This window comes from Pedococcus bigeumensis, from assembly GCF_006438965.1.
GTDB classification, from domain to species: domain Bacteria; phylum Actinomycetota; class Actinomycetes; order Actinomycetales; family Dermatophilaceae; genus Pedococcus; species Pedococcus bigeumensis_A.
This window is the reverse complement of the sequence record NZ_RCZM01000004.1, coordinates 391,326-411,927: the sequence shown is the minus strand read 5'-3', so window position 1 is coordinate 411,927 and position 20,602 is coordinate 391,326. Positions and strand designations below refer to the sequence as shown.

General features: G+C 70.9%; 23 protein-coding genes. 2 read left to right on the top strand and 21 right to left on the bottom strand.

Features of this window, described 5'->3' with window-relative positions:
* The 6 genes from lepB (EAH86_RS20970) to EAH86_RS13435 form a co-directional block, all read right to left on the bottom strand.
* Positions 1-1,374 (bottom strand): signal peptidase I, encoded by a 1,374-nt coding sequence (lepB, locus tag EAH86_RS20970; RefSeq protein ID WP_338325249.1) that lies wholly within the window; start codon positions 1,372-1,374, stop codon positions 1-3.
* Positions 1,371-2,114: a signal peptidase I gene (gene lepB / locus EAH86_RS13450; protein ID WP_140741568.1), complete on the bottom strand. Its 744-nt coding sequence runs from the start codon at positions 2,112-2,114 to the stop codon at positions 1,371-1,373. The genes lepB (EAH86_RS20970) and lepB (EAH86_RS13450) overlap by 4 nt, the downstream gene beginning before the upstream one ends.
* 74 nt (positions 2,115-2,188) lie before the next feature.
* A complete protein-coding gene (gene rplS / locus EAH86_RS13445; RefSeq protein ID WP_140741566.1) occupies positions 2,189-2,548 on the bottom strand; it encodes a 50S ribosomal protein L19 in 360 nt (119 codons plus the stop codon).
* 145 nt (positions 2,549-2,693) lie between these two features.
* Entirely contained in the window at positions 2,694-2,840 is a 147-nt protein-coding gene (locus tag EAH86_RS20255) for a hypothetical protein (RefSeq protein ID WP_161988652.1), read from the bottom strand.
* 3 nt (positions 2,841-2,843) lie between these two features.
* Positions 2,844-3,065, bottom strand: a complete 222-nt coding sequence (locus EAH86_RS13440; protein ID WP_140741564.1) for a hypothetical protein — start codon at positions 3,063-3,065, stop codon at positions 2,844-2,846.
* A gap of 48 nt (positions 3,066-3,113) precedes the next feature.
* Entirely contained in the window at positions 3,114-4,184 is a 1,071-nt protein-coding gene (locus EAH86_RS13435; protein ID WP_140741562.1) for a LacI family DNA-binding transcriptional regulator, read from the bottom strand.
* Positions 4,185-4,339: 155 nt separating this feature from the next.
* On the opposite strand from EAH86_RS13435, the gene EAH86_RS13430 reads away from it, so the two are divergent.
* Complete coding sequence (locus EAH86_RS13430; protein ID WP_140741560.1) at positions 4,340-5,098, top strand: ABC transporter permease; 759 nt, start codon at positions 4,340-4,342, stop codon at positions 5,096-5,098.
* Positions 5,099-5,102: 4 nt separating this feature from the next.
* Entirely contained in the window at positions 5,103-5,933 is an 831-nt protein-coding gene (locus EAH86_RS13425) for a ceramidase domain-containing protein (protein WP_140741558.1), read from the top strand.
* On the opposite strand, the gene trmD is transcribed toward EAH86_RS13425, so the two are convergent.
* The 15 genes from trmD to ffh all read right to left on the bottom strand — a co-directional run bounded on the left by trmD (position 5,917) and on the right by ffh (position 20,571).
* Positions 5,917-7,119, bottom strand: a complete 1,203-nt coding sequence (gene trmD / locus EAH86_RS13420; protein ID WP_140741556.1) for a tRNA (guanosine(37)-N1)-methyltransferase TrmD — start codon at positions 7,117-7,119, stop codon at positions 5,917-5,919. The genes EAH86_RS13425 and trmD overlap by 17 nt on opposite strands.
* Positions 7,120-7,134: 15 nt before the next feature.
* Positions 7,135-7,677 (bottom strand): ribosome maturation factor RimM, encoded by a 543-nt coding sequence (rimM, locus tag EAH86_RS13415; protein WP_140741554.1) that lies wholly within the window; start codon positions 7,675-7,677, stop codon positions 7,135-7,137.
* A 13-nt stretch (positions 7,678-7,690) separates the two neighbouring features.
* On the bottom strand, positions 7,691-8,542 hold the full coding sequence (locus EAH86_RS13410) for an alpha/beta fold hydrolase (RefSeq protein ID WP_140741552.1): 852 nt from the start codon (positions 8,540-8,542) through the stop codon (positions 7,691-7,693).
* Positions 8,543-8,732: 190 nt separating this feature from the next.
* Positions 8,733-8,975, bottom strand: a complete 243-nt coding sequence (locus EAH86_RS13405; RefSeq protein WP_140741550.1) for an RNA-binding protein — start codon at positions 8,973-8,975, stop codon at positions 8,733-8,735.
* A gap of 2 nt (positions 8,976-8,977) precedes the next feature.
* Positions 8,978-9,544 carry a 30S ribosomal protein S16 gene (gene rpsP, locus EAH86_RS13400; protein ID WP_425325228.1) on the bottom strand — a complete coding sequence of 189 codons (567 nt, stop codon included), beginning with the start codon at positions 9,542-9,544 and terminating at the stop codon, positions 8,978-8,980.
* Between the two features lie 255 nt (positions 9,545-9,799).
* The gene (locus EAH86_RS13395) at positions 9,800-10,810 is read right to left on the bottom strand and encodes a phosphotransferase (protein ID WP_161988651.1); all 1,011 of its coding nucleotides are present in this window, start codon (positions 10,808-10,810) and stop codon (positions 9,800-9,802) included.
* On the bottom strand, positions 10,807-12,363 hold the full coding sequence (locus tag EAH86_RS13390; RefSeq protein ID WP_140741544.1) for an SDR family NAD(P)-dependent oxidoreductase: 1,557 nt from the start codon (positions 12,361-12,363) through the stop codon (positions 10,807-10,809). Before EAH86_RS13390 ends, EAH86_RS13395 begins: the two co-directional genes overlap by 4 nt.
* Positions 12,363-12,827, bottom strand: coding sequence for an RrF2 family transcriptional regulator (locus tag EAH86_RS13385; RefSeq protein ID WP_140741542.1), 465 nt, complete (start codon positions 12,825-12,827; stop codon positions 12,363-12,365). The genes EAH86_RS13390 and EAH86_RS13385 overlap by 1 nt, the downstream gene beginning before the upstream one ends.
* Before the next feature lie 184 nt (positions 12,828-13,011).
* Positions 13,012-14,022, bottom strand: a complete 1,011-nt coding sequence (locus EAH86_RS13380) for a sulfate/molybdate ABC transporter ATP-binding protein (RefSeq protein WP_140741540.1) — start codon at positions 14,020-14,022, stop codon at positions 13,012-13,014.
* Complete coding sequence (cysW, locus tag EAH86_RS13375) at positions 14,019-14,825, bottom strand: sulfate ABC transporter permease subunit CysW (protein ID WP_140741538.1); 807 nt, start codon at positions 14,823-14,825, stop codon at positions 14,019-14,021. Before cysW ends, EAH86_RS13380 begins: the two co-directional genes overlap by 4 nt.
* The gene (gene cysT / locus EAH86_RS13370) at positions 14,822-15,706 is read right to left on the bottom strand and encodes a sulfate ABC transporter permease subunit CysT (protein ID WP_140741536.1); all 885 of its coding nucleotides are present in this window, start codon (positions 15,704-15,706) and stop codon (positions 14,822-14,824) included. The genes cysW and cysT overlap by 4 nt, the downstream gene beginning before the upstream one ends.
* A gap of 4 nt (positions 15,707-15,710) precedes the next feature.
* Positions 15,711-16,760, bottom strand: coding sequence for a sulfate ABC transporter substrate-binding protein (locus EAH86_RS13365; RefSeq protein WP_140741534.1), 1,050 nt, complete (start codon positions 16,758-16,760; stop codon positions 15,711-15,713).
* A gap of 231 nt (positions 16,761-16,991) precedes the next feature.
* Complete coding sequence (locus EAH86_RS13360) at positions 16,992-18,080, bottom strand: amidohydrolase family protein (protein WP_140741532.1); 1,089 nt, start codon at positions 18,078-18,080, stop codon at positions 16,992-16,994.
* A 44-nt stretch (positions 18,081-18,124) separates the two neighbouring features.
* Positions 18,125-18,955: an alpha/beta fold hydrolase gene (locus EAH86_RS13355; protein WP_140741530.1), complete on the bottom strand. Its 831-nt coding sequence runs from the start codon at positions 18,953-18,955 to the stop codon at positions 18,125-18,127.
* Positions 18,952-20,571 (bottom strand): signal recognition particle protein, encoded by a 1,620-nt coding sequence (gene ffh / locus EAH86_RS13350; protein WP_140741528.1) that lies wholly within the window; start codon positions 20,569-20,571, stop codon positions 18,952-18,954. Before ffh ends, EAH86_RS13355 begins: the two co-directional genes overlap by 4 nt.
* Positions 20,572-20,602: the final 31 nt, after the last annotated feature.

Genomic DNA, 20,602 nt, shown 5'->3' with positions numbered 1-20,602 from the left:
TCAGCCTGTCCCGGCCGGAGGGTCCGTGCCGCCCACCTCGCCGCTGCCCTCGCCGTCCGCGCCCCCGCCGGTCGCGCCCGTCGTGGGGCCGCCCTTCGGGGTCGGCGCATCGGCGCCGGCCGGGTTGGGTGCGGGCACGTTCGCGAAGGTGGCCGTCGGGTTGGACAGCCAGGTCAGGTGGTCCAACGGCCAGACCAGGGCGACGGCGCGGCCCACGATGAGTCGTTCGTCGACCGACCCCTGGCTGCCGTTGTTCTCCGGGCCGTCGTGGGCCCTGGAGTCGGCGGAGTTGGAGCGGTGGTCGCCCATCACCCACACCCGTCCGTTCGGCACGGTGATGTCGAAGTCCTGCTCACTCGCCGCGTCGCCGGGCTTGAGGTAGGGCTCCTTGATGGCCGTGCCGTTGATGGTGATCCGACCGCCCTCGTCGCAGCACACGACGTGGTCACCGGGGAGGCCGATGACCCGCTTGATCAGGTGGTTCTCGGCGTTGTCGGGCAGCAGCCCGACAAAGGTCAGCGTCTCGCTGACAACCGTCGCCAACGGTCCGCGCGGAACCGGCGCGGTCTCGTCGAGCCACTGGCCGGGGTCGGCGAACACGATGATGTCGCCGCGCTTGAGGTCGATCGGGCCCGGGGTCAGCTTGCTGACGATGACGCGGTCGTTAAGGACCAGGGTGTCCTCCATCGACCCGGACGGGATGTAGAACGCCTGGAGCAGCCAGGTCTTGACGATGAAGGACAGCACCAGGGCCATCCCCACGACGATCGCGAACTCCTTGACGGCAGCAAGCAGCACCGCCACGCCACCCACCGACTCGTCGTCGGCGTGGCGACCCTTGCGCGGCCCGGTCGACTCATCGGGTTCGTCAGGCAACGGCTGCGTGACAACCCGGGTGCGCTCTGGAGCGGACCGCCGATCCGGAGATTCCACGGGAGGCTCGGCCTCATTCCCTGGCTCGGAAGCGGACGCCTGCTCGGACTCTGACACCGACTCTGACTCTGACTCTGACTCTGACTCGGCGAGGGTCGGGGGGACGCCGGTGTCGTGCGCCTCGTCGGGAGTCAGGTGCTGGGTGGGCACGTCGAGCTCCGGCGCCAGCCACGCGGAGTCGCGGGTCGGCACATCGGTCGCGCCGTGCGAGGTCGCGCTGGGGCCCTGCGGCAGGTCGTGGCGCAGCCAGGCGGGGTCGGTGGTCCCCACGCGCTGGTCCTGGTTGCTGGCGTCGGCCCCAGCAGCCTCCGGGGCCTCGCCGTCATAGCTCAGCCACCCGGCGTCGCCGTCGGGAGCGCCGTCTCGAGCGCCGTCGCCTGCGCCATCCCGTGCGCCATCGCGGGCCCGGTCCCGGGCGCCGTCACGTGCGGTGTCGCTCACGGCTCACCGACCCGGGGGATGTCGGCCAGCGCCTCGGGGGTGTCGAAACCGCCCACCCTCGACAGCGGCCAGTAGGTCGCACTGGCGCGACCGATCACGTCGGACAGCCGCACCGTGCCACCGCCGGGGTCACCGAGGTGGGAGCGGGAGTCCGCGCTGTCGCTGCGGTGGTCGCCCATCACCCAGACCCGACCGGCGGGCACGGTGATGTCGAAGGTGAGCTCGCTCGGTTTGTCCCCCGGCAGGAGGTAGGGCTCGGACACCGGGGTGCCGTTGACGGTCAGTCGGGACTGGGCGTCGCAGCAGACGACCTTGTCGCCGGGCAGGCCGATGACCCGCTTGACGAAGTCCTGCTCACCAAGGTTGACGCCGACCAGCGAAGCCGCTCCGCCGAGGGCGCGGCCGATCAGCCCGTCGTCCTGATGCGGTTCGAGCTCGGCAGCGGCGAAGCTCGTCGTGCCGTCGAAGACGACGACGTCCCCGCGCCGGAGCGACTCGCCGGAGATGAGCTTGTTGACCAGGATCCGGTCCCCCGGCTCGATCGTCGGCTCCATCGACCCCGAGGGGACGTAGAAGGACTGCACGAGAAAACCCCGGACCAGCATCATCACCAGCAGGGAGACGCCGGCCAGCAGCAGCCACGAAGGGCCGCCGCGGGGGCGTTCCGACGCGGCCGCCGCATCAGTCTTGACTGGAGCGGCGGCCGGGTCCTGCTGGGGTGATTCCGGTCCGGGGTTCATCGCATCCGGAGCCTAACCCTCAGGGCTGTGCCGACGAGTGTCGGGACACCCTGAGGGACGCAGATGAGTCCGCCCTACTTGGCGGGGATGGTGTCGCGCTTTTCCTTGATCTTGGCAGCCTTGCCGCGCAGGTCGCGCAGGTAGTAGAGCTTGGCGCGACGGACGTCACCGCGGGTGACCAGCTCGATGTGGTCGATGACCGGGGTGTGCAGGGGGAAGGTGCGCTCGACACCGACGCCGAAGGAGACCTTGCGGACGGTGAACGTCTCACCCAGGCCACCACCGTGGCGCCGGATCACGACGCCCTTGAAGACCTGGACGCGGGAGCGGGTGCCCTCGATGACCTTGACGTGCACGTTGACGGTGTCACCGGCGCGGAAGGCCGGGATGTCGTCGCGGAGGGATGCCTGGTCGATCGCATCGAAACGCTGCATGGCGGTATCGCTTTCTTCTCGGCGCCACAGGTCGCCCAGGGTGTTGGTCGTGCGTGATGAATGGGGCGTGCAGTGCGCCGTGGTGCCTGACCTGCCGCGTGGCCTGATCGGTGCCTGGTCACTCCCCCTGTGGCAGGGGCGTGGGTCATGCGGGCGCGACTGGCCATTCTGCCACGAGCAGGGCCCCCGGCAGAAATCGCCGCAGACCCGCGTCCGAGGCGGCACCGCCGCCCTCGGTGAGGTATGCCGCGTGGTTGCCCACGCGGCATACCTCGGCGCTCGTGCGCAGCACGGCTCAGGCGGTCGCCGGGCGGCAGACGGCCGGGTCGATCCGGTCGGCCAGGCGGCGCTCGAACACTGCAGCGGCGCGCAAGGTCGTCGCGAGGGAACGGCGCACCGGCCGCCGAGCCGGACGGGTAGCGAGGCCGTCGTCGACGACGGGGGCGTCAGGCCGGGCCGACCGGGCCAGCGAGGCGCCTGCGTTGCTGTTGATGGTGAGGGCGATGTAGTCGCTCATGTCCTTCTCCCTTCAGGGTGCGGGTGGTGCTGGACGCCGACGGGTTCGTCAGCGCGTGTGTGACGTCGTGGCTGGTCCGGTGCTGGACCGCACGACGAGCTCGGTGGGGAGCACGATGCGGCGCTCGGTGTACTCGGGGTCGAGGAGCATGCGGCCGGCGATCCGCCCGCGCTCGGCGATGGGCTGGCGCACCGTCGTGAGACCCAGGTCGGCAGCAGCGGGCACGTCGTCGAACCCGACGAGGGACAGGTCGCGGCCCGGCGTGAGTCCGCGCTGCCGCATGGCGTCGAGCACGCCCAGGGCGAGCACGTCGCTGACGGCGATGATCGCCGTCGGGCGGTCCTGGCGGTCGAGCAGGTAGGCACCGGCAGCGCGGCCGGCCTCCACCGAGTTGTGGCCGGGGGGCGCCACGGTGTGCAGGCTGACGTCCGGACCGAGCCCTTCACGGAAGCCGTCGTAGCGGTCCCACGAGAACGACATCGAGCGGTGCTGCACGTCGTCCACCTCGACGACCCCCGCAGAGTCGACCTTGCTGTCGACGATGATGCCGACGCGGCGGTGCCCGAGCCGTCGGATGTACTCGCCGACCTCCCGGGCGGCAGCGCGCTCATCGATGAGCACGAGGCCGTCCATCCGTGGGTCCTTGTCGTCCGTGGCCACCATCCGCAGCCCTCGCTCGACGGCGATCTCCCGGGCCGGGTGGTCGATGTCGAGGCAGTAGGCCAGCACCCCGTCGATGACGGCTGCCCGCATGGCCTCGGCGCTTGCCTCGACCTCCTCCGGGCGGTCGCTGTCGAACGGCATCAGCGGGATGAGCAGCAGCCCGGTCTGGAACTGTTCGGCCACCTCGGCCAGCCCGGCCAGCATGCCGACCGAGTAGGGGTCGGAGAAGGCGTAGCTGAGCCGCTCGGTGAAGACCAGGCCGATGGCCCTGGCCCGCTGGGACCGCAGGCTGCGCGCGGCCGGGTTGGGACCGGCATACCCGAGGGCCTTGGCGGTCTCGAGCACACGCTGGCGCACAACGGCGGACAGCTGGTCGGGCTTGTTGTACGCGTTCGAGACGGTGGAGATGGAGACGCCAGCGGCTTCGGCGACGGACTTCAAGGTGACGTTTCCCATGGCTGGCTTCCCTTCTGCATCGATCTACTAAATCGTTCGAGTAAAACGATACAGAAGGAGTGCCGATCGGTCAAGCCTCTTTTCCGGGAGGCGCAGAAGAGGCGCGGGCAAAGGCTCTGGCGCCGGGCCCGAGGGCAGGCACTAGCGTGACGGGCGTGAGCATCGACCCCGGTTGGCCCGTCGCCGTCGCCCTGGTGGTCCTGCTCGCGATCGCGCTGGGCGCCCACCGGGTCAGCGGCTACGGCCTCGAGCGACCCGCGCTCGTCGCGGCCCTGCGCGCCATCGCCCAGCTCGGTGTCGCCGCCCTGCTCATCGCGGCGGTCATCGACCACCTCCTCCTGAGCATCGTGCTGGTCTGCGCGATGTTCGCGATGGGCGTCCTCACCACCAGTCGCCGCGTCGAGGCGCCGAACGCGTGGCGTTGGGCGGCGCTGGCCATGGCCGCCGGCGTGCTTCCAGTCGTCGCGGTCGTCCTGGTCACCGGCACCATCCCGGCCAAGGGCATCGCGCTCATCCCGATCGCCGGCATCATCGTCGGCAACGCGATGACGGCGCACACGCTCGTCGGGCGGCGGTCGTTCGCGGCGCTGCGCGAGGAGCACTCGCAGTACGAGGCGTGCCTGTCCCTGGGGCTGCTCCCCCACCAGGCGATCCGCGAGATCGTGCACCGTCGGGCGCCCGAAGCCCTGCTGCCAGGGCTCGACCAGGTCAAGACGACCGGGGTGGTGACCCTGCCGGGCGCCTTCATCGGCGTGATGCTGGGCGGCGGGACGCCCGTGCAGGCGGCGACGGCTCAGGTGCTGGTGCTGTTCGGGATCATGGCCGCCCAGACCGTGACCGTCGGCGTCGCCGAACACCTCGTCGCCGCCCGTCGACTGGCGCCCCGGGACCTGCTCACCTCGTTGAGGGACTGAGGCTGTGGGACCGCGGCGAGACCTGCGACCGATCGCGCTCGCCGGCGCTGTCGCGGTCGGGTCGGTAGCCCTGCTCTGGCTGGCCACGGTCAACGGCTGGCTGGGTCCGGACGTCGGTCGGGGTGACCGGTTCTGCGAGGCCGCCCGGGACGCGGTCGTGCTGCAGCCCGCGAACACGTTCAGCAACGCCGGCTTCGTCATCGCCGGCCTGGCCATCGCGTGGCGGGCGGGTGCGGTGCGCACCACGATCGCGTCGAACCCGCGTCTGGCCGCGGCCTACGGCGTGGTCGTCGTCCTGCTCGGCCCCGCAAGCGCCGCGATGCACGCGACCCAGAGCGCCCTCGGTGGACACCTCGACCTGCTCAGCATGTACCTCGTGGCCGGCTTCGCCGCCTCCTACGCCCTGACCCGCTGCCTACGGCGGGGAGACGCCTTCTTCGCGGCCACCTTCGTGGCAATCGTCGTCGTGTGCGAGCTGGTCGAACGGATCCCGGGGCACGTGCCGGTGGTCGACATCGCCGCCAACCTCGCCTTCGGGCTGTTCCTACTCGTGGCGCTCGCGGGTGAGGCGGTCCTGTGGCGGCGGGGTGAAGCGCGGCGCGAGGCTCGGTGGGGTTTCGCGTCGGCCGGAGCGCTGGCGCTGGCGTTCGCGATCTGGAACCTCGCCAAGGACGGGACGTCGTTCTGCCACCCGCACTCGCTGATCCAGGGCCACGCCGCGTGGCACCTGCTCTGTGCCGTGGCGGCCTACGCGCTGTACCGGCTCTACGCCAGCGAGCGCGTCGACGAAGGTGTCAGCGAACGGGTCGACGATCCAGTCAGCGACGCCGTTTGACCAGGTCCACGGTGCCGGGGAAGGCCCCCTCGCCCGGCTGCACGCGATAGCCCGCCTTGCGGTAGATCCGCAGGTTGCGGTCGCTGCGGCTCCCGGTGTTGAGCCAGTATGCCGCCGTGCCCGACGGCGCCTGCGCCTCCGCGAAGGCGAGCAGCGCCCGCCCCAGACCGCGGCCCTGCAGGTCGGGCGCGACCATCAGCCGCCCGATCTGCCAGGTCGTGGCGTCGTCGGGGTGGGCACGTCCGCGGACCGACGCGACCAGCCGTCCGGCGGAGCGCCACGTCCAGGTCTGCCACTCGGCCACGCCTGCGACGACCTCGTCGAGCGTCTCCTCCCCGGCGCCGAACATGCCGTAGCGCGCGATCTCGGCGACCCAGCAGGCCCGGGTGAGCACCATGAGCTCGGGGGCGTCGGCCGAGGTCGCGACGGAGGCGTCGAGGCCCTCGAGCCCTGCGCCGCCGACCGCTTGGGAGGGGTGCAGCAGGTCTGGGCGGCGAGCGGCCGTCCGCTCGAGCCGCTGCTGGTGCCGCCAGGCGGCGATGGCGCCGTGGTCGCCGGACAGCAGGACCGATGGCACCTCGCGCGCGACCCCGGGAGCGGACTCCCACGACGCGGGCTTGGTGTAGACCGGGTACTCGAGCAGGCCGTCCTCGTGCGACTCCTCGACGAGCGACTCGGCGTTGCCGATCACGCCGGGCAGCAGGCGCGCGACGGCCTCGACCATCGCCAGCACCGCGACCTCTCCCCCGTTGAGGACGTAGTCACCGAGCGAGATCACCGACACCTCGAGGCCGAGGTCGTCGGCGGCGTACTCATAGACGCGCTCGTCGATGCCCTCGTAGCGGCCGCAGGCAAACGTCAGCCACGGCTCGGCGGCGAGCTCGCGCGCCAGAGCCTGGCTGAACGGCATACCTCCAGGACCGGGGATGACCACGCGCGGGCGTCCGCCGTCTGCGGTTGAGGCGACCACGTGGTCGAGCGCCTCAGCCCAGGGCTGCGGCTTCATCACCATCCCGGCACCGCCGCCGTAGGGCGTGTCGTCGACGCTGCGGTGCCGGTCGTGGGCGAAGTCGCGCAGGTCGTGCACGCGAAGGTCGAGCAACCCGTCACGTCGCGCCTTGCCGATCAGCGAAAGGTCAAGCGGCGCAAGGTATTCGGGGAAGATGGAGACGACGTCGAGGATCACCGGGTCACGCAGCCGTCACTCGGCGTTGAGCTCGAGGAGCCCGGGAGGGGCGTCGACGACGACCCGTCCCGCAGCGATGTCCACCTCGGGGACGATCGCCTCGACGAACGGCACCAGCGCCTCCGAACCGTTCGTCAGGCGCAGCACGAGCTGGTCCTGGACTGCTCCGGTGTGCAGGCCGGTGACCTCGCCGAGAGCCGCACCCTGGGGGTCGACTGCCGCCAGTCCGACGAGCTCGTCCTCGTACCAGGCGTCGTCCTCGTCCTCCGCCGCGGCCTCCTCGGCGTCGATGAACAGCCGGGTGCCACGCAGCGACTCGGCGCCGGTGCGGTCCGGGATCTCCTCGAAGCCGAGCAGCCAGGTCTGCTGGTGCAGCCGAGCCGAGCGCAGCGTCAGCGACTTCGGTACCCCTGACCCGGCAACGGCCTGGGTCTCGTAGGTCACGCCCGGGACGTACCGCGCCTCGGGGTCGTCGGTGTGGGTCTGCACGGTCACCTCACCGTTCAGCCCGTGCGGCTTGCCGATGCGGGCGACGAGCAGTCTGGAGTCGGCAGGCATGGCATGAATCCTCTCAGGTCTCGGGAGTCCCTTGCGCCAGGCGGTCGAGGGCGGCGAGCGCACACCCCGGCCGCTCCAGCCAGACGAAGTGCCCAACACCCGGTTCCAGGTGCGCCCAGGCGTCGGGAATCCGGTCGGCCGTGGTCTGCGCTGCCTCGGTGGGCGGCATCGGGCTCTCCGCACCGGCCAGTACCCCGACAGGGACGGTGATCGATGCAAGCGCCTTCTCCAACCGAGGCAGCTGCACGACGAGGTCCTCCCAGAGACCGAGGTGTGCCGCCGACGAGACGGCGAGCGGCGGTCGGGGCGTCGCAGCCGCGGGTGTGGCGAAGTAGGACGGCCAGACGATGTCGAGCATCTCCTGCTCGTCGGCGTCGCTGGCGGTGCCGTCGGTGTCCTTGTCGTCCAGCTCCTGCGCGCGGGCCTGCAGGTGTTCCGGTACCCGCCGGATCATCTCCGCGCCGAACGCCTCGGCCCCGCCGTCGCCGACCGCGCCGAGCGGATCGATGCTCAGGACACCGAGCAGTCTCTCGGGTAGCGACGAAGCCGCGTGGAACGCCAGGTGGCCGCCCCAGCTGTGGCCCACCAGCCAGGCCCGCTCCCAGCCGAGACCGTCGAGGACCGAGGCGATGTCGGCCACCGCCTGGGCGACGGTGAAGGGTCCCTCAGTGGTCGAGGGCTCCAGACCCCGCTGCTGGAAGAACGCCACCTCATAGCCCGCTGCGAGCTCCTCGGCGAGGGGGTCGAGGTGGCCGTAGGACAGCCCGGGGCCGCCGTGCAGCAGCAGGACGGGAGCGCCGGCTCCCGCGCGCCAGCCACCGAGGTGTCCCGAGGGCGTCGGCACGGTGAAGGGAGTCCGATCCATGCGCGGAACGTACTCCCCGCGCACCCACGCGCGCAGCCGAAGGACCCGACCGCGCGGACCGGCCTAGCCCGGACGCGGACCGACCCGGACGGGCGTAGCCCAGACGCAGCCGGACGCGGACCGGACGCGACGAAGGGCCACCGGGAGACCCGGTGGCCCTTCGTGACGCGGTCTGCTCGGTCGGGAACCGTCAGCGCACGCGGTCGGTGTCGACGATGTCGACGCGGACGTTCTGACCGCCGGCCAGCGCACCCATGACGGTGCGCAGGGCGCTCGCGGTGCGACCGGAGCGACCGATCACGCGACCGAGGTCTTCGGGGTGGACCCGGACCTCGAGCACTTCACCACGGCGGAGCTCCTTGCGTCGCACGGCCACCTCGTCCTTGTGGTCGACGATGCCCTTGACGAGGTGCTCGAGCGCCTCTTCCAGCATGCTCAGGCCTCGGCCGAGCGGTCGGCATCCGCATCGACGCCCTCTGCTGCTGCGCCACCGGAGTCGGTGTCGGCAGCCACGGGGGCCTCGTCGGCCTTGGGCTCCTCGACCTTGGCCTCGTCAGCCTTCGCCTCGTCGGCCTTGGGCTCCTCGACCTTGGCCTCGACTTTGGCGGTCTCGGCCGGAGCCTCGTCAGCCTTCTTGGCGGCCTTCTTCTTCGGGGTGGTGGCCCCGTCGGCGCCGGCCTCGGACTTGCCCGCCGCGGCGATGGCCGCGTCGTACAGCTCCTTCTTGGACGGCTTGGCTTCCTTGACGCGCAGCGTGCCCTCGGTGCCGGGCTCGCCCTTGTACTTCTGCCAGTCACCGGTGATCTTGAGCAGTGCGGCGACGGCCTCGGTCGGCTGCGCGCCCTGGCCCAGCCAGTACTGCGCGCGGTCGGAGGCGATGTCGATGACCGAGGGCTCCTCGGTGGGGTGGTACTTGCCGATCTCCTCGATGGCCCGGCCATCGCGCTTGGCGCGCGAGTCCATGACGACGACGCGGTAGAACGGAGCATGGATCTTGCCCATGCGCTTCAGACGAATCTTGACGGCCACGGTGGTGGTGTCTCCTGTTTCTGTTGGTGAGCACGGCGAGACCCCGCAGGATTCGCGAGGGGTACCGGGGCTCGGTGTAGGCGTTCCAGCCAGGAGGCTCCGGTCTGGGACCGGGCCCGCGCCTGGACGGGTACAGCCGACCATTGTGCCAGACCCCGTTGGGTGCTCCCGACCACGATGGGGTGGCCTCCCGCACGGCACGACCAAGGCGCAGGGTATGCCGCGTGCTCACGCGCGCGCGGCGGCCGCCAGGACACGGTCGAGCGCAGAGGGCGTCGGCAGGTGGCCCAGCAGCTCCTGGATCTCGGCGAGCGCGTGCTCCCGGTGTTCGCCAGTGGTCGCCGGGTCGAGCGCCGCCTGCACCTGCCTGGCGAGGAAGTTCGGCTCGGTGCACAGGACCATCACGAAGGCGTCGAGCCCGTCCAGTCGCCCCGTTCCTCCTGCCGCGCGGTAGGCCGCGACGGTCTGGTGCACCGCGTCCTCGTCGACGACGGGTCCCTCGACGTGCCACTGGACCAGCACCGTCGCCAGCTCCCGTCCGCGGTCGGTCGGTCCGGCTTCCTCCCAGTCGATGACCCGCAGGGACCCGTCGGCACCCAGCAGGACGTTGTCGGGGTTCAGGTCCCGGTGCCCGACCACGAGGTGGGGAGCAGGCGGTCCTGCGGCGGCCACGAGCTCTGCATAGTGCTCCAGGTCGGCCAACCTCCCGGCGAGCGCGGCGACCCAGGGGTGGTCGCGACTGCGCTCGACCAGGTCCCGCCACACCGACGGCGACGGGGTCGTGAGGTACCACCGACTAGGCGTGGAGCCGATCGTCGGTGCGGCCGCGTGCAGTCTCCCCAGCAGGGTCCCCAATGGACCCGCCAGATCCGTGGCCGGTGCCGCGACTGGACGGCCGTCGACCCACCGGCTCACCCGGAGCTGGCCGCCACCGAGGGCGGCCGGCACGGGCACGGCATACCGCCCGGCTGCGTCCCCGAGGTGGACAGGCACCTCGAGCCCGGCCCGCGCGAAGTGGTCGAGGTAGCCGACCTCGCGTCGGAGGTCCTCCTCGTCGACCACCGCGAACGGCTGCTTGACCGCGAAGCTGTCCGGCCCCACGTCGAGGCGCCAGACCCTGCCCTCGGCACCGCGTCCCACCGGCGCCAGCGCGACCAGCCCATCACCCAGCCCGTAGGTGCGGCGGACCCACTCCCCCAGCTCGTCCACGCGGCATACCTCCGATCGGTCCGGGCTCACCAGGGGCTGGGTTCGAAGTCCTTGACGAAGCAGCCGTAGACGTCCTCGCCGGCCTCGCCGCGGACGATCGGGTCGTAGACACGGGCGGCGCCGTCGACGAGGTCGAGGGGGGCGTGCCAGCCCTCGGCCGCGATGCGCAGCTTCTCGTGGTGCGGGCGCTCGTCGGTGATCCAGCCGGTGTCGACGGCGGTCATCAGGATCCGGTCGGTCTCGAACATCTCGCCTGCGCTGGTGCGGGTCAGCATGTTGAGGGCGGCCTTGGCCATGTTGGTGTGCGGGTGGCCCGCCCCCTTGTAGCGGCGGGAGAACTGGCCCTCCATCGCGGACACGTTGACTACGTAGGCGCGGCGGGCACCGGCAGCCACCGCGGCCCGCATCGACGGCCGCAGCCGCGAGACGAGGATGAATGGGGCGGTCGCGTTGCACAGCTGCACCTCGAGCAGCTCGAGCGGGTCGACCTCTTCGACCTTCTGCGTCCACGAGTTGTTGACCTGGGTGTCGGGCAGCAGACCACCCGCGTCGACGGCAGTCCCGGCGAGGTGCGCCTCGAGGCTCGCGTGACCGGCTGACAGGGCCATCGAGGTCATCGACGCTGCCGAGCGCTGGGCCAGGGCCTGCGCCGCCTCCCGCTCGCTCTCACCCTCGTGGTGGGCGACCTTCTGCTCGCGCAGGGTGCCCAGCAGGTTGGCCGGGTGCGCCTCGCTGATCCGGTCGAAGGTCACCAGCTCGGGGAGCGCGACACCCGCCGGGAGCGGCACCGACTCGCCGTCGACGAGGTGGGAGTAGGAGCCGGGTGAGCGGCGCACCGTCTGGGCGGCGTTGTTGATGAGGATGTCGAGCGGACCTGCTGCGGCGACCTCGTCGGCGAGCGCGACGACTTGGGTGGGGTCACGCAGGTCGATGCCGACGACCTTGAGCCGGTGGATCCAGTTCGCCGAATCCTCTTGTGCCGCAAAGCGTCTCGCCGCATCGTGCGGGAACCGCGTGGTGATCGTGAGGTGCGCGCCGTCGCGCAGGAGCAGGAGGGCGATGTACATCCCGATCTTGGCTCGGCCGCCGGTGAGCAGGGCGCGCTTGCCCGTCAGGTCGGTGCGCTGCTCGCGCTTGGTGTGGCTGAGGGCGGCGCAGTCGGGACAGAGCCAGTGGTAGAACGCGTCGACAAGGGTGTACTCCGCCTTGCAGATGTAGCAGTTGCGCGGGTTGATGAGCTCGCCGGCGTGGGCACCCCGGGTGGTCGAGACGAGCGGGATGCCCTTGGTCTCGTCGTCGATCCGCATCGGGGAGCCGGTGGCGGTCTTGGCGATGATCGCGTCGTCGTGGTCGATCTCGGGCTGCTTCGCCTCGCGACGACGGGCCTTGCGCACCCGTTTGTACATCCGCCCGGTGGCCCGCTTGACGGTCTGGATGTCGGGGTGTTCGCCGTCGATCTCGGCGAGCTGCTCGAGCACCCGCAACGCCGTCGCGAGGTCGTCAGGGTCGATGCCGGGCCCGGGGTCGCGGTCGAGATCGGGGGCCGCGTCAGGTGTCAGGTGGTCGGCCTTGTCGTGAGCCATCAGCGGCTGCGCCAGGCGTCGGGGTCGGCAGCCAGGGCGGACACCCGTTCGGGCAGGTCGCCGGAGAGCACGTCGGCCAGGCTGGTCTCGTCGAGAACCGAACGCAGGCTCGCGCGCAGCGCCACCCACACGGTGGGCAGGTGCTCGGCAACCCCGTCGTATGCCGTCTCGTGCGGCCGCAGTCCCCTCACCTCCGCGAGTGGTCCGTCCACGGCGCGGAACACGTCGCCGAGCGAGATGTCCCTGGGCTCACGGGCGAGGGCGTAACCGCCGCGCGCCCCGCGGGTGCTCTTGACGAGGTCGGCGTTCTTGAGGTCCGCGACGATGGCCTCGAGGAACTTGCGCGGCAGGGTCTGCCGGTAGGACAGCGTCTCGACGCTCACGGGGCCGGCCGACAAGGTCGCCGACTCGGCGAGGATGAGCATGGCGCGGACCGCGTACTCAGTGCGCGCCGAGATGTCCACCCGCGCATTGTGTCGCACCCCGTGGCACCGTCGGCACTCGCCCGGGCACGGCGCGCCATCAGCCACGGCGCTGCGACGTGCAGTGGACGTCGCGGACGCGCCGGATCCCTGCGTGGCCGCTCAGGCACGACGGCGCCTGCACGTCGTACCTCCGCGCGCGGCCCACCCCTCCGGAGGCCGCGCGTCAGATGGCGAGCGCCGGGTGGAGCTCGGCCGCGTCCGGTCCCGTCGTCGCGCGGGCGTAGACGGTCTCGCCGTCCGCCAGACCCAGGGCGTCGGCCTCGGCCCGGGTGACCTGCGCCGCGAAGCGGACACCGGAGTCGGTGCGCAGGTCGATCCGCACCTCGAAGCCGAGCCGCACGACGCGCTCGACGACCGCCTCGACGACACCGGGCGACCCGCCGACACGGGCGTCCAGCGCCTCCGCACGCTCCCGGCTGCGGTCGAGGGCGATGTCGTGCGGACGTACCAGCTGGCCGCCGAGCCTGGCCACCGAACCCAGGAACGACATCACGAAGTCGTTGGCGGGGCGGTCGTAGAGGGTCACCGGATCACCCACCTGCTCGATCCGGCCCTTGTTGAGGACGGCGATCCGGTCGGCGACGTCGAGCGCCTCCTCCTGGTCGTGGGTGACCAGCACGGTCGTGACGTGGACCTCGTCGTGCAGTCGGCGCAGCCACTGCCGCAGGTCGGCGCGCACCTTGGCGTCGAGGGCTCCGAAGGGTTCGTCGAGGAGCAGCACCTCGGGGTCGACGGCGAGGGCACGGGCCAGAGCCATCCGCTGGCGCTGGCCGCCGGAGAGCTGGGCCGGGTAGCGGTGCTGGAACCCGTCGAGCCCGACGATCTCCAGCAGGTCGTCGACCTTGCGCGCGATCTCGGCCTTGGGGCGCTTGCGGATGGTCAGGCCGAAGGCGACGTTGTCGCGCACCGTCATGTGCTTGAAGGCGGCGTAGTGCTGGAAGACGAAACCGATGCCGCGCTTCTGCGGTGCCACCCCGGTCACGTCGCGGCCGCCGATGACGATGCGCCCGCCGTCGAGCTGCTCGAGTCCGGCGATCGAGCGCAGCAGCGTCGACTTGCCCGACCCGCTCGGCCCCAGCAGTGCGGTGAGCGAGCCCGCGGGGATGTCGAGGGTCACGTTGTCGAGGGCGGCGAAGTCCCCGTAGTTCTTGCGGGCGTCGACGACGGTGATCATGTGGTTCTCCTCTTGCGGTCGAGCGCAGTCATGCCGAGCAGCGTCACCACGGCCAGGCCCATCAGCAGGGTGGCCGCTGCGTAGGCGCCGTAGGTGTTGTGGTCGTCGATGTAGCGGGAGTGGACGAGCAGGGTGAGGGTCTGGGAGACCCCCGGGAAGCCGGAGCTGACCATGATGACCGCGCCGAACTCGCCCAGGGCGCGGGCGATGGTGAGGACGACGCCATAGGTCAGGCCCCAGCGGATCGCCGGCAGGGTGATCCGCCAGAACGTCTGCCAGGTGCTGGCGCCGAGGGTGGAGGCGGCCTGCTCCTGCTCGGTGCCGATCTCGTGCAGCACCGGCTCCACCTCGCGCACGACGAACGGCAGCGTGACGAACAGCGTCGCGATGACCATCCCCGGCAGACCGAAGATGACCTTGAACCCGAGCCGCTCGAGACCGCCGAACCAGCCGTCGGCTCCCCACAGCAGGATGAGCGAGACGCCCACGACGATCGGCGACACCGCGAACGGCAGGTCGACCACGGCCTGGATGACGCCGCGCCCGCGGAACCGGCCGCGCACCAACGCCAAGGCGGTCGCGACACCGAACAGCACGTTGAGCGGCACGACGATCGCCACGATCAGCAGCGACAGGTTGAGCGCGGAGATCGCCGCAGGGGTCCTGATCGACTCCAGGAACGCCCCGATGCCCTCGCCGAACGTGCGCACGAGGATGAGCACGATGGGCACGGCGATCAGCAGCACGAGGTAGCCGAGCGCGATGGTGCGCAGGCCCAGTCGGGCGCCCGTGGAGGTCTTCACTGGGCGTCCTCCTCGCGGCGCTGGCTGCGGCCGGCGAACACCCGCAGCACGAACAGGGTGACGAAGGCGATCGCCAGCAGTGCCACCGACACGGCGGCGGCGTTCAGGGGTCGGTCGATCTCGATCTGCTGCTGGATGTACTGCGAGGCCACCTGCGTCTTGCGCGGGATGTTGCCGCCGATGAGCACGACCGAGCCGTACTCCCCGATCGCCCGCGCGAACGCCAAGCCGGTGCCGCTGATCAGGGCCGGGGCCAGCGTCGGCAGGACGACCCGGCGGAAGGTGGTCCAGTTCGACGCGCCCAGCGACGCGGCGGCCTCCTCGACCTCGCGGTCGGCCTCGATGAGCACCGGCTGGACGGAGCGCACGACGAACGGCAGTGTGACGAACGCGAGCGCGACCCACAGTCCGGGCTGGGTGGCGTTGAGGTGCACGTGGATCGGGCTGTTCGGTCCGTAGAGCGACAGCAGCACGATGCTGGCGACGATCGTGGGCAGGGCGAACGGCAGATCGATCAGCGCGTTGACGATCCGCTTGCCGGGGAACTCGTCGCGCACCAGCACCCAGGCGATCAGGGTGCCCATGACGGCGTTCACCACGGCGACGAGGGCGGCGACCAGGACCGTCACGCGCAGGGAGGCCAGGGCGACAGGAGCCGTGACGGCGTCCCAGAAGCCGCCTACCCCGTCGCCGAGCGAGGTGACGGTGAGCGCGGCGAGCGGTAGCAGGACGAGCACGCTCAGCCACAGTCCGACCAGCCCGACCCCGAGGGGGCGGCCGAGCTGGGGCCTGCGACGAGAAGGATCAGGGCGCGGCGGCAGGGACGCCACCTCGGTGGTCGAGGTGTCGTCCCTGCGCACGCTTGCGGTGGTCGTGGTCATCTCCCTACGACGTCGCCTTGTCGTAGATGACCGCGATGGAGCCGGTGTCCTTCTTGAACAGCGTCCCGTCCACGGTCTTCCAGTCGCCCAGGTCGTCGATCGTCCAGAGCTTCTGGGGGGCCGGGAAGTCGGCCGCGAACTCCTTGGCCACCGCCGGGTCGACCGGTCGGAAGCCGGCGTGCGCCCACAGCTTCTGGGCCTCCGGCGTGAACAGGAAGTCGTTGAAGGCCTTGGCCTTGGCGAGGTTCTTGCTCCCGCTCAGCACGGCGGTGGGGTTCTCGATCTTGAACGTCGTCGGCGGGGTGACGTGCTCGACCGGGTCGCCGCTGCGCTCGGCGAAGAGGGCCTCGTTCTCATAGCTCAGCAGCACGTCGCCGGTCCCCTGCAGGAACGTCTCGGTCGCCTCGCGTCCTGACTTCGGCTGCACCTTGACGTGACCGGTCACGAGCTTCTCGATGTAGTCGAGACCCGCTTGCGGGTTCTTGCCGCCGTCGCTCTTCGCGGCATACGGAGCCAGCAGGTTCCACTTGGCACTGCCCGAGCTGAACGGGTTCGGGGTGACCACCTCGACGCCCGGCTTGAGCAGGTCGTCCCAGTCCTTGATCCCCTTGGGGTTGCCCTTGCGGACCACGATCGTGACGACCGAGCCGAACGGAATTCCCTTGTACTGGTTGGCATTCCAGTCCTTGGCGACCAGCCCTGCGTCGACGAGGCGGGTGATGTCCGGCTCAACCGAGAAGTTCACGAAGTCAGCCGTGGCACCTGCCGCCACCTTGCGCGACTGGTCGCCCGAAGCGCCGTAGGACTGCTGGAACTGCACGCCCTTGCCCGCCGCGGTCTTGTTGAACGCGGGGATCAGCTTGTCGAAGCCGACCTTCGGCACGGCATACGCATAGAGGTTGATGGTGCCGGTCTTGGCGGCGGCGTTCTCCGCGTCCGCGGCGGCACCGACCGTGTCACTGGCTCCCCCACCGGCACAGGCACTCATCACCATCGCGCCGACGGTCGCGGCGGCGGCCAGGGCGAGGCGGGGGTGACGGCGGGTCGACGTCATCGGGGGCTCCTTCGGTGCCTTGCGGCGCGGTGCGCAGGCTGCGCAACTCCTATGTGACAACTAGGAGTTTGGATAGCGTTTGGTTATCGGTCAAATAACATGACCTTATGTCTCGCATCGTGGAAAGGCCCGCCGGTATGCCGCCCGCGCCCCTGTCCACGCAGGTCCCGGGTGGGGCGGGGTTGCGGCGGGGGCGGGGTTGCGGCGGGGATGCGGCAGGGTGCCGCGGGGTCAGGAGAAGTCGCGGCCTCGGAGGACGACGTGCTCGGGTGCCGCGAGCGCCCGGATCTCACGCCGCGGGTCGGCGGCGTAGACGACGAGGTCCGCGTCCGCGCCTTCCTCCAGCCCGGGGCGGCCCAGCCATTCGCGGGCGCCCCAGGTCGCCGCAGACAACGCCTCGTCGGCGGACAGCCCGGCCTTGGTGAGCTCGAGCGCCTCGTCGGCCACCAGGCCGTGCCGCAGCGAGCCGCCGGCGTCGGTGCCGAGGTAGATGGGGATGCCGGCGTCGTGGGCCGCGCCGATGGTGGCGTAGCGGCGTTCGTGCAGCGCGAGCATCCGGCGGTGGTAGTCCGGGAACTTCTCCTGGGCGGGTTCGGCGAGGGCCGGGAACGTCGCGATGTTGACCAGGGTGGGGACGATCGCGATCTGTTGCTCCGCGAACTGGGCGATGGTCTCGGCCTCCAGCCCCGTGGCGTGCTCGATGCAGTCGGTGCCGGCCGCGGCGAAGTCGTAGAGCGACGCCTCGCCGAAGCAGTGCGCCGTGACCCGGGCACCCTCCTCGTGGGCGGCGGCAATCGCATCCGTCAGCACGTCGACCGGCCAGCAGGGCGTGAGGTCGCGGGCGTCACGGTCGATCCAGTCCCCCACGAGCTTGACCCAGCCGTCGCCGGCGCGGGCCTCCAGCCGGACCCGCTCGACCAGCTGGTCGGGCTCGATCTCGTGGGCGAAGTTGCGGATGTAGCGGCGGGTCCGCGCGATGTGGCGCCCGGCCCGGATGACCTTGGGCAGGTCGTCACGCTCGTCGATCCACCGGGTGTCGGCGGGCGACCCGGCATCGCGGATGAGCAGCGTGCCGGCTTCGCGGTCGGCCAGAGCCTGGGCTTCTGAGGTCGCGTCGTCCACCGCACCGTGGGCGTCCAGCCCCACGTGGCAGTGGGCGTCGACCAGGCCCGGGAGCACGTAGCCGCGGATCACCTGGACGTCGTCGCCGCTCGCAGTCGGCCGTTCGAAGGTCAGCCTCCCGCCGACCACCCACGCCTCGGGACGCACGTCCTCGGGCCCGACCAGGACCTCACCCTGCAGGTGCAGCACCGTTGCCATGGACCGACCCTAGCGACCGATCCAGCCGCGGAACCGGATGGCGCTCAGGCGGGCTCGGTCAGCGGATGGATGAACAGGCGCAACGCCTCGACGACGATCTCGGGCGCGTCGGTGTGGACCCAGTGCGTCGCGCCCTTGACGGTCAGCTGGCGCACCTTGGGGAACAGCGCCCGCATCGCCGGCAGGTCCTCGTCGGTGATGTAGGTCGACTCCGAGCCGGCGATCCACAGGACCGGTCCGGTGAACGGCGGCAGCTGCGCGGCCGACTCGGGCCACGCTGCGATCACCGAGTCCGTCCCCGTGGCGGCGTCTGCGGCGAACAGGTCGAGGTTGGCCTGCCAGCGCCACGAGTCGCCGTCGCGGCGCAGGTTCTGCAGCAGGAAGGCCTTCACCCCTGGGTTCGGCTCCTCGAACCGCGCCTCCGCGTCGCCCCGGTTGGTCAGCTCGGCCAACGGGAGGTGCTGCATCTCCTCGATGTAGCCGCTGAACCGCTCGAGGCTGCCGTAGCTCTTGGGCGCGATGTCGACGACGACGAGCCGGGACACCAGCTCGGGGTGCTGGAGCGCAAGCAGCATCGCGGTCTTGCCACCCAGGGAGTGGCCCACGACGACCCACGACGCGTCAGCGTCGATGCCGCGCAGCGTGTCGGCGACTGACGCGGCATACCCCTCGAAGGAGAACTCCTGCGACCACGGCGACCGGCCGTGGTCCGGGAGGTCGACCACGGTGCTGCGCGCACCCGTGCCGTCCGGACCGGCGAGCGCCTTGGCGATCTGGGACCAGTTGCGTCCCTGTCCGAAAAGCCCGTGCAGAAAGGCGATTCGCGGTCCGGCAGTGCCGACCGAGAGCGTGTGCAGCGGCGCCGCGCCACTCACCTTCCGAGGAACTTCTCGAAGCCTGCGGGCAGCTGGTTGGGGTCGAGGTCAGCAGGTATGCCGCCGTCCCCGGCGCCGGCACCGCCACCACCGAACGCCGCGCCACCGCCACTCGGCTTCGCGGCCGTGCCCTTCTCGAGAGCCGCCCGCTCCTCGGCCGCCCGCTTGGCGGGGTTGCCGGACTTGGACTTCTTGCGCTGCTGCGCCTGCTGTCGGCCCTTCTTGCCGCCACCCATCCCGGGCATGCCCGGCATCCCGGGGATGTTGCCGCCGCGGGCGAGCTGCTTCATCATCTTCTGCGCCTCGGTGAACCGCTCGAGCAGCCCGTTGACCTCGGACACCTGCACGCCGGAACCCTTGGCGATGCGCAGCCGGCGCGACCCGTTGATCTGCTTGGAGTGAGTGCGCTCGAACGGCGTCATCGACCGGACCATCGCCTCGATGCGGTCGAACTCGCGCGGGTCGAGGTTGTCCAGCTGGGCCTTCATCTGGCCCATGCCCGGCATCATCCCGAGCATCGCCTTCATGCCGCCCATCTTCTTCAGCGCCGACATCTGCTGCAGGAAGTCGTCGAAGGTGAAGTCCTCCTCGGCGAGGAACTTGCGGTGCATCTCCTGCGCCTGGCTGGCGTCGAACGCCTTCTCGGCCTGCTCGATGAGGGTGAGCACGTCACCCATGTCGAGGATGCGCGAGGCCATCCGGTCGGGGTGGAAGACCTCGAAGTCCTTCACGCCTTCACCGGTGCTGGCGAACATGATCGGGCGGCCGGTGACCGACGCGACCGACAGAGCAGCGCCACCGCGGGCGTCACCGTCGAGCTTGGACAGGACCACACCGGTGAAGTCGACGCCCTCCTGGAACGCGAGCGCCGTGTCGACCGCGGCCTGGCCGATCATCGCGTCGATGACGAACAGGACCTCGTCGGGTGAGATGGCGGCGCGGATGTCGGCGGCCTGCTGCATGAGGTTCTCGTCGACGGCCAGCCGACCGGCGGTGTCGACGATGACGACGTCGTGCTGGGCACGGCGGGCCTGCTCGATGCCCGCGCGGGACACCGCGACCGGGTCACCGAAGGACTTGGTGCCCTCCCCCGTCGGCCCGACGGCGTCGTGGCCGCCGATGTTGCCGCGCTCGGGGGCGTAGACCGGGATGCCGGCGCGCTCGCCGACGACCTCGAGCTGGGTCACGGCGTTGGGGCGCTGCAGGTCGGCGGCGACGAGGATCGGGGTGTGGCCCTGCTCCTTCAGCCAGCGCCCGAGCTTGCCGGCGAGGGTCGTCTTGCCCGCACCCTGGAGGCCGGCGAGCATGATGACGGTGGGCGGGTTCTTGGCGAACACGATGGTCCGGGTCGCCCCACCGAGGATGTCGACGAGCTCCTCGTTGACGATCTTGACGACCTGCTGCGCCGGGTTCAGCGCACCCGAGACCTCCGCACCCATGGCGCGCTCGCGCACGGCGTGGGTGAACTTCTTGACCACGGGCAACGAGACGTCCGCGTCGAGCAGCGCGAGCCGGATGTCGCGGATCGTCGCGTTGACGTCGGACTCGGACAGTCGCCCCTTGCCCCGCAGGTTCTTGAAGGTGGCTGTCAGGCGGTCGGAGAGTGAGGTGAACACGCGCCCAAGGTTAATCGAACCCGCGTCGTGT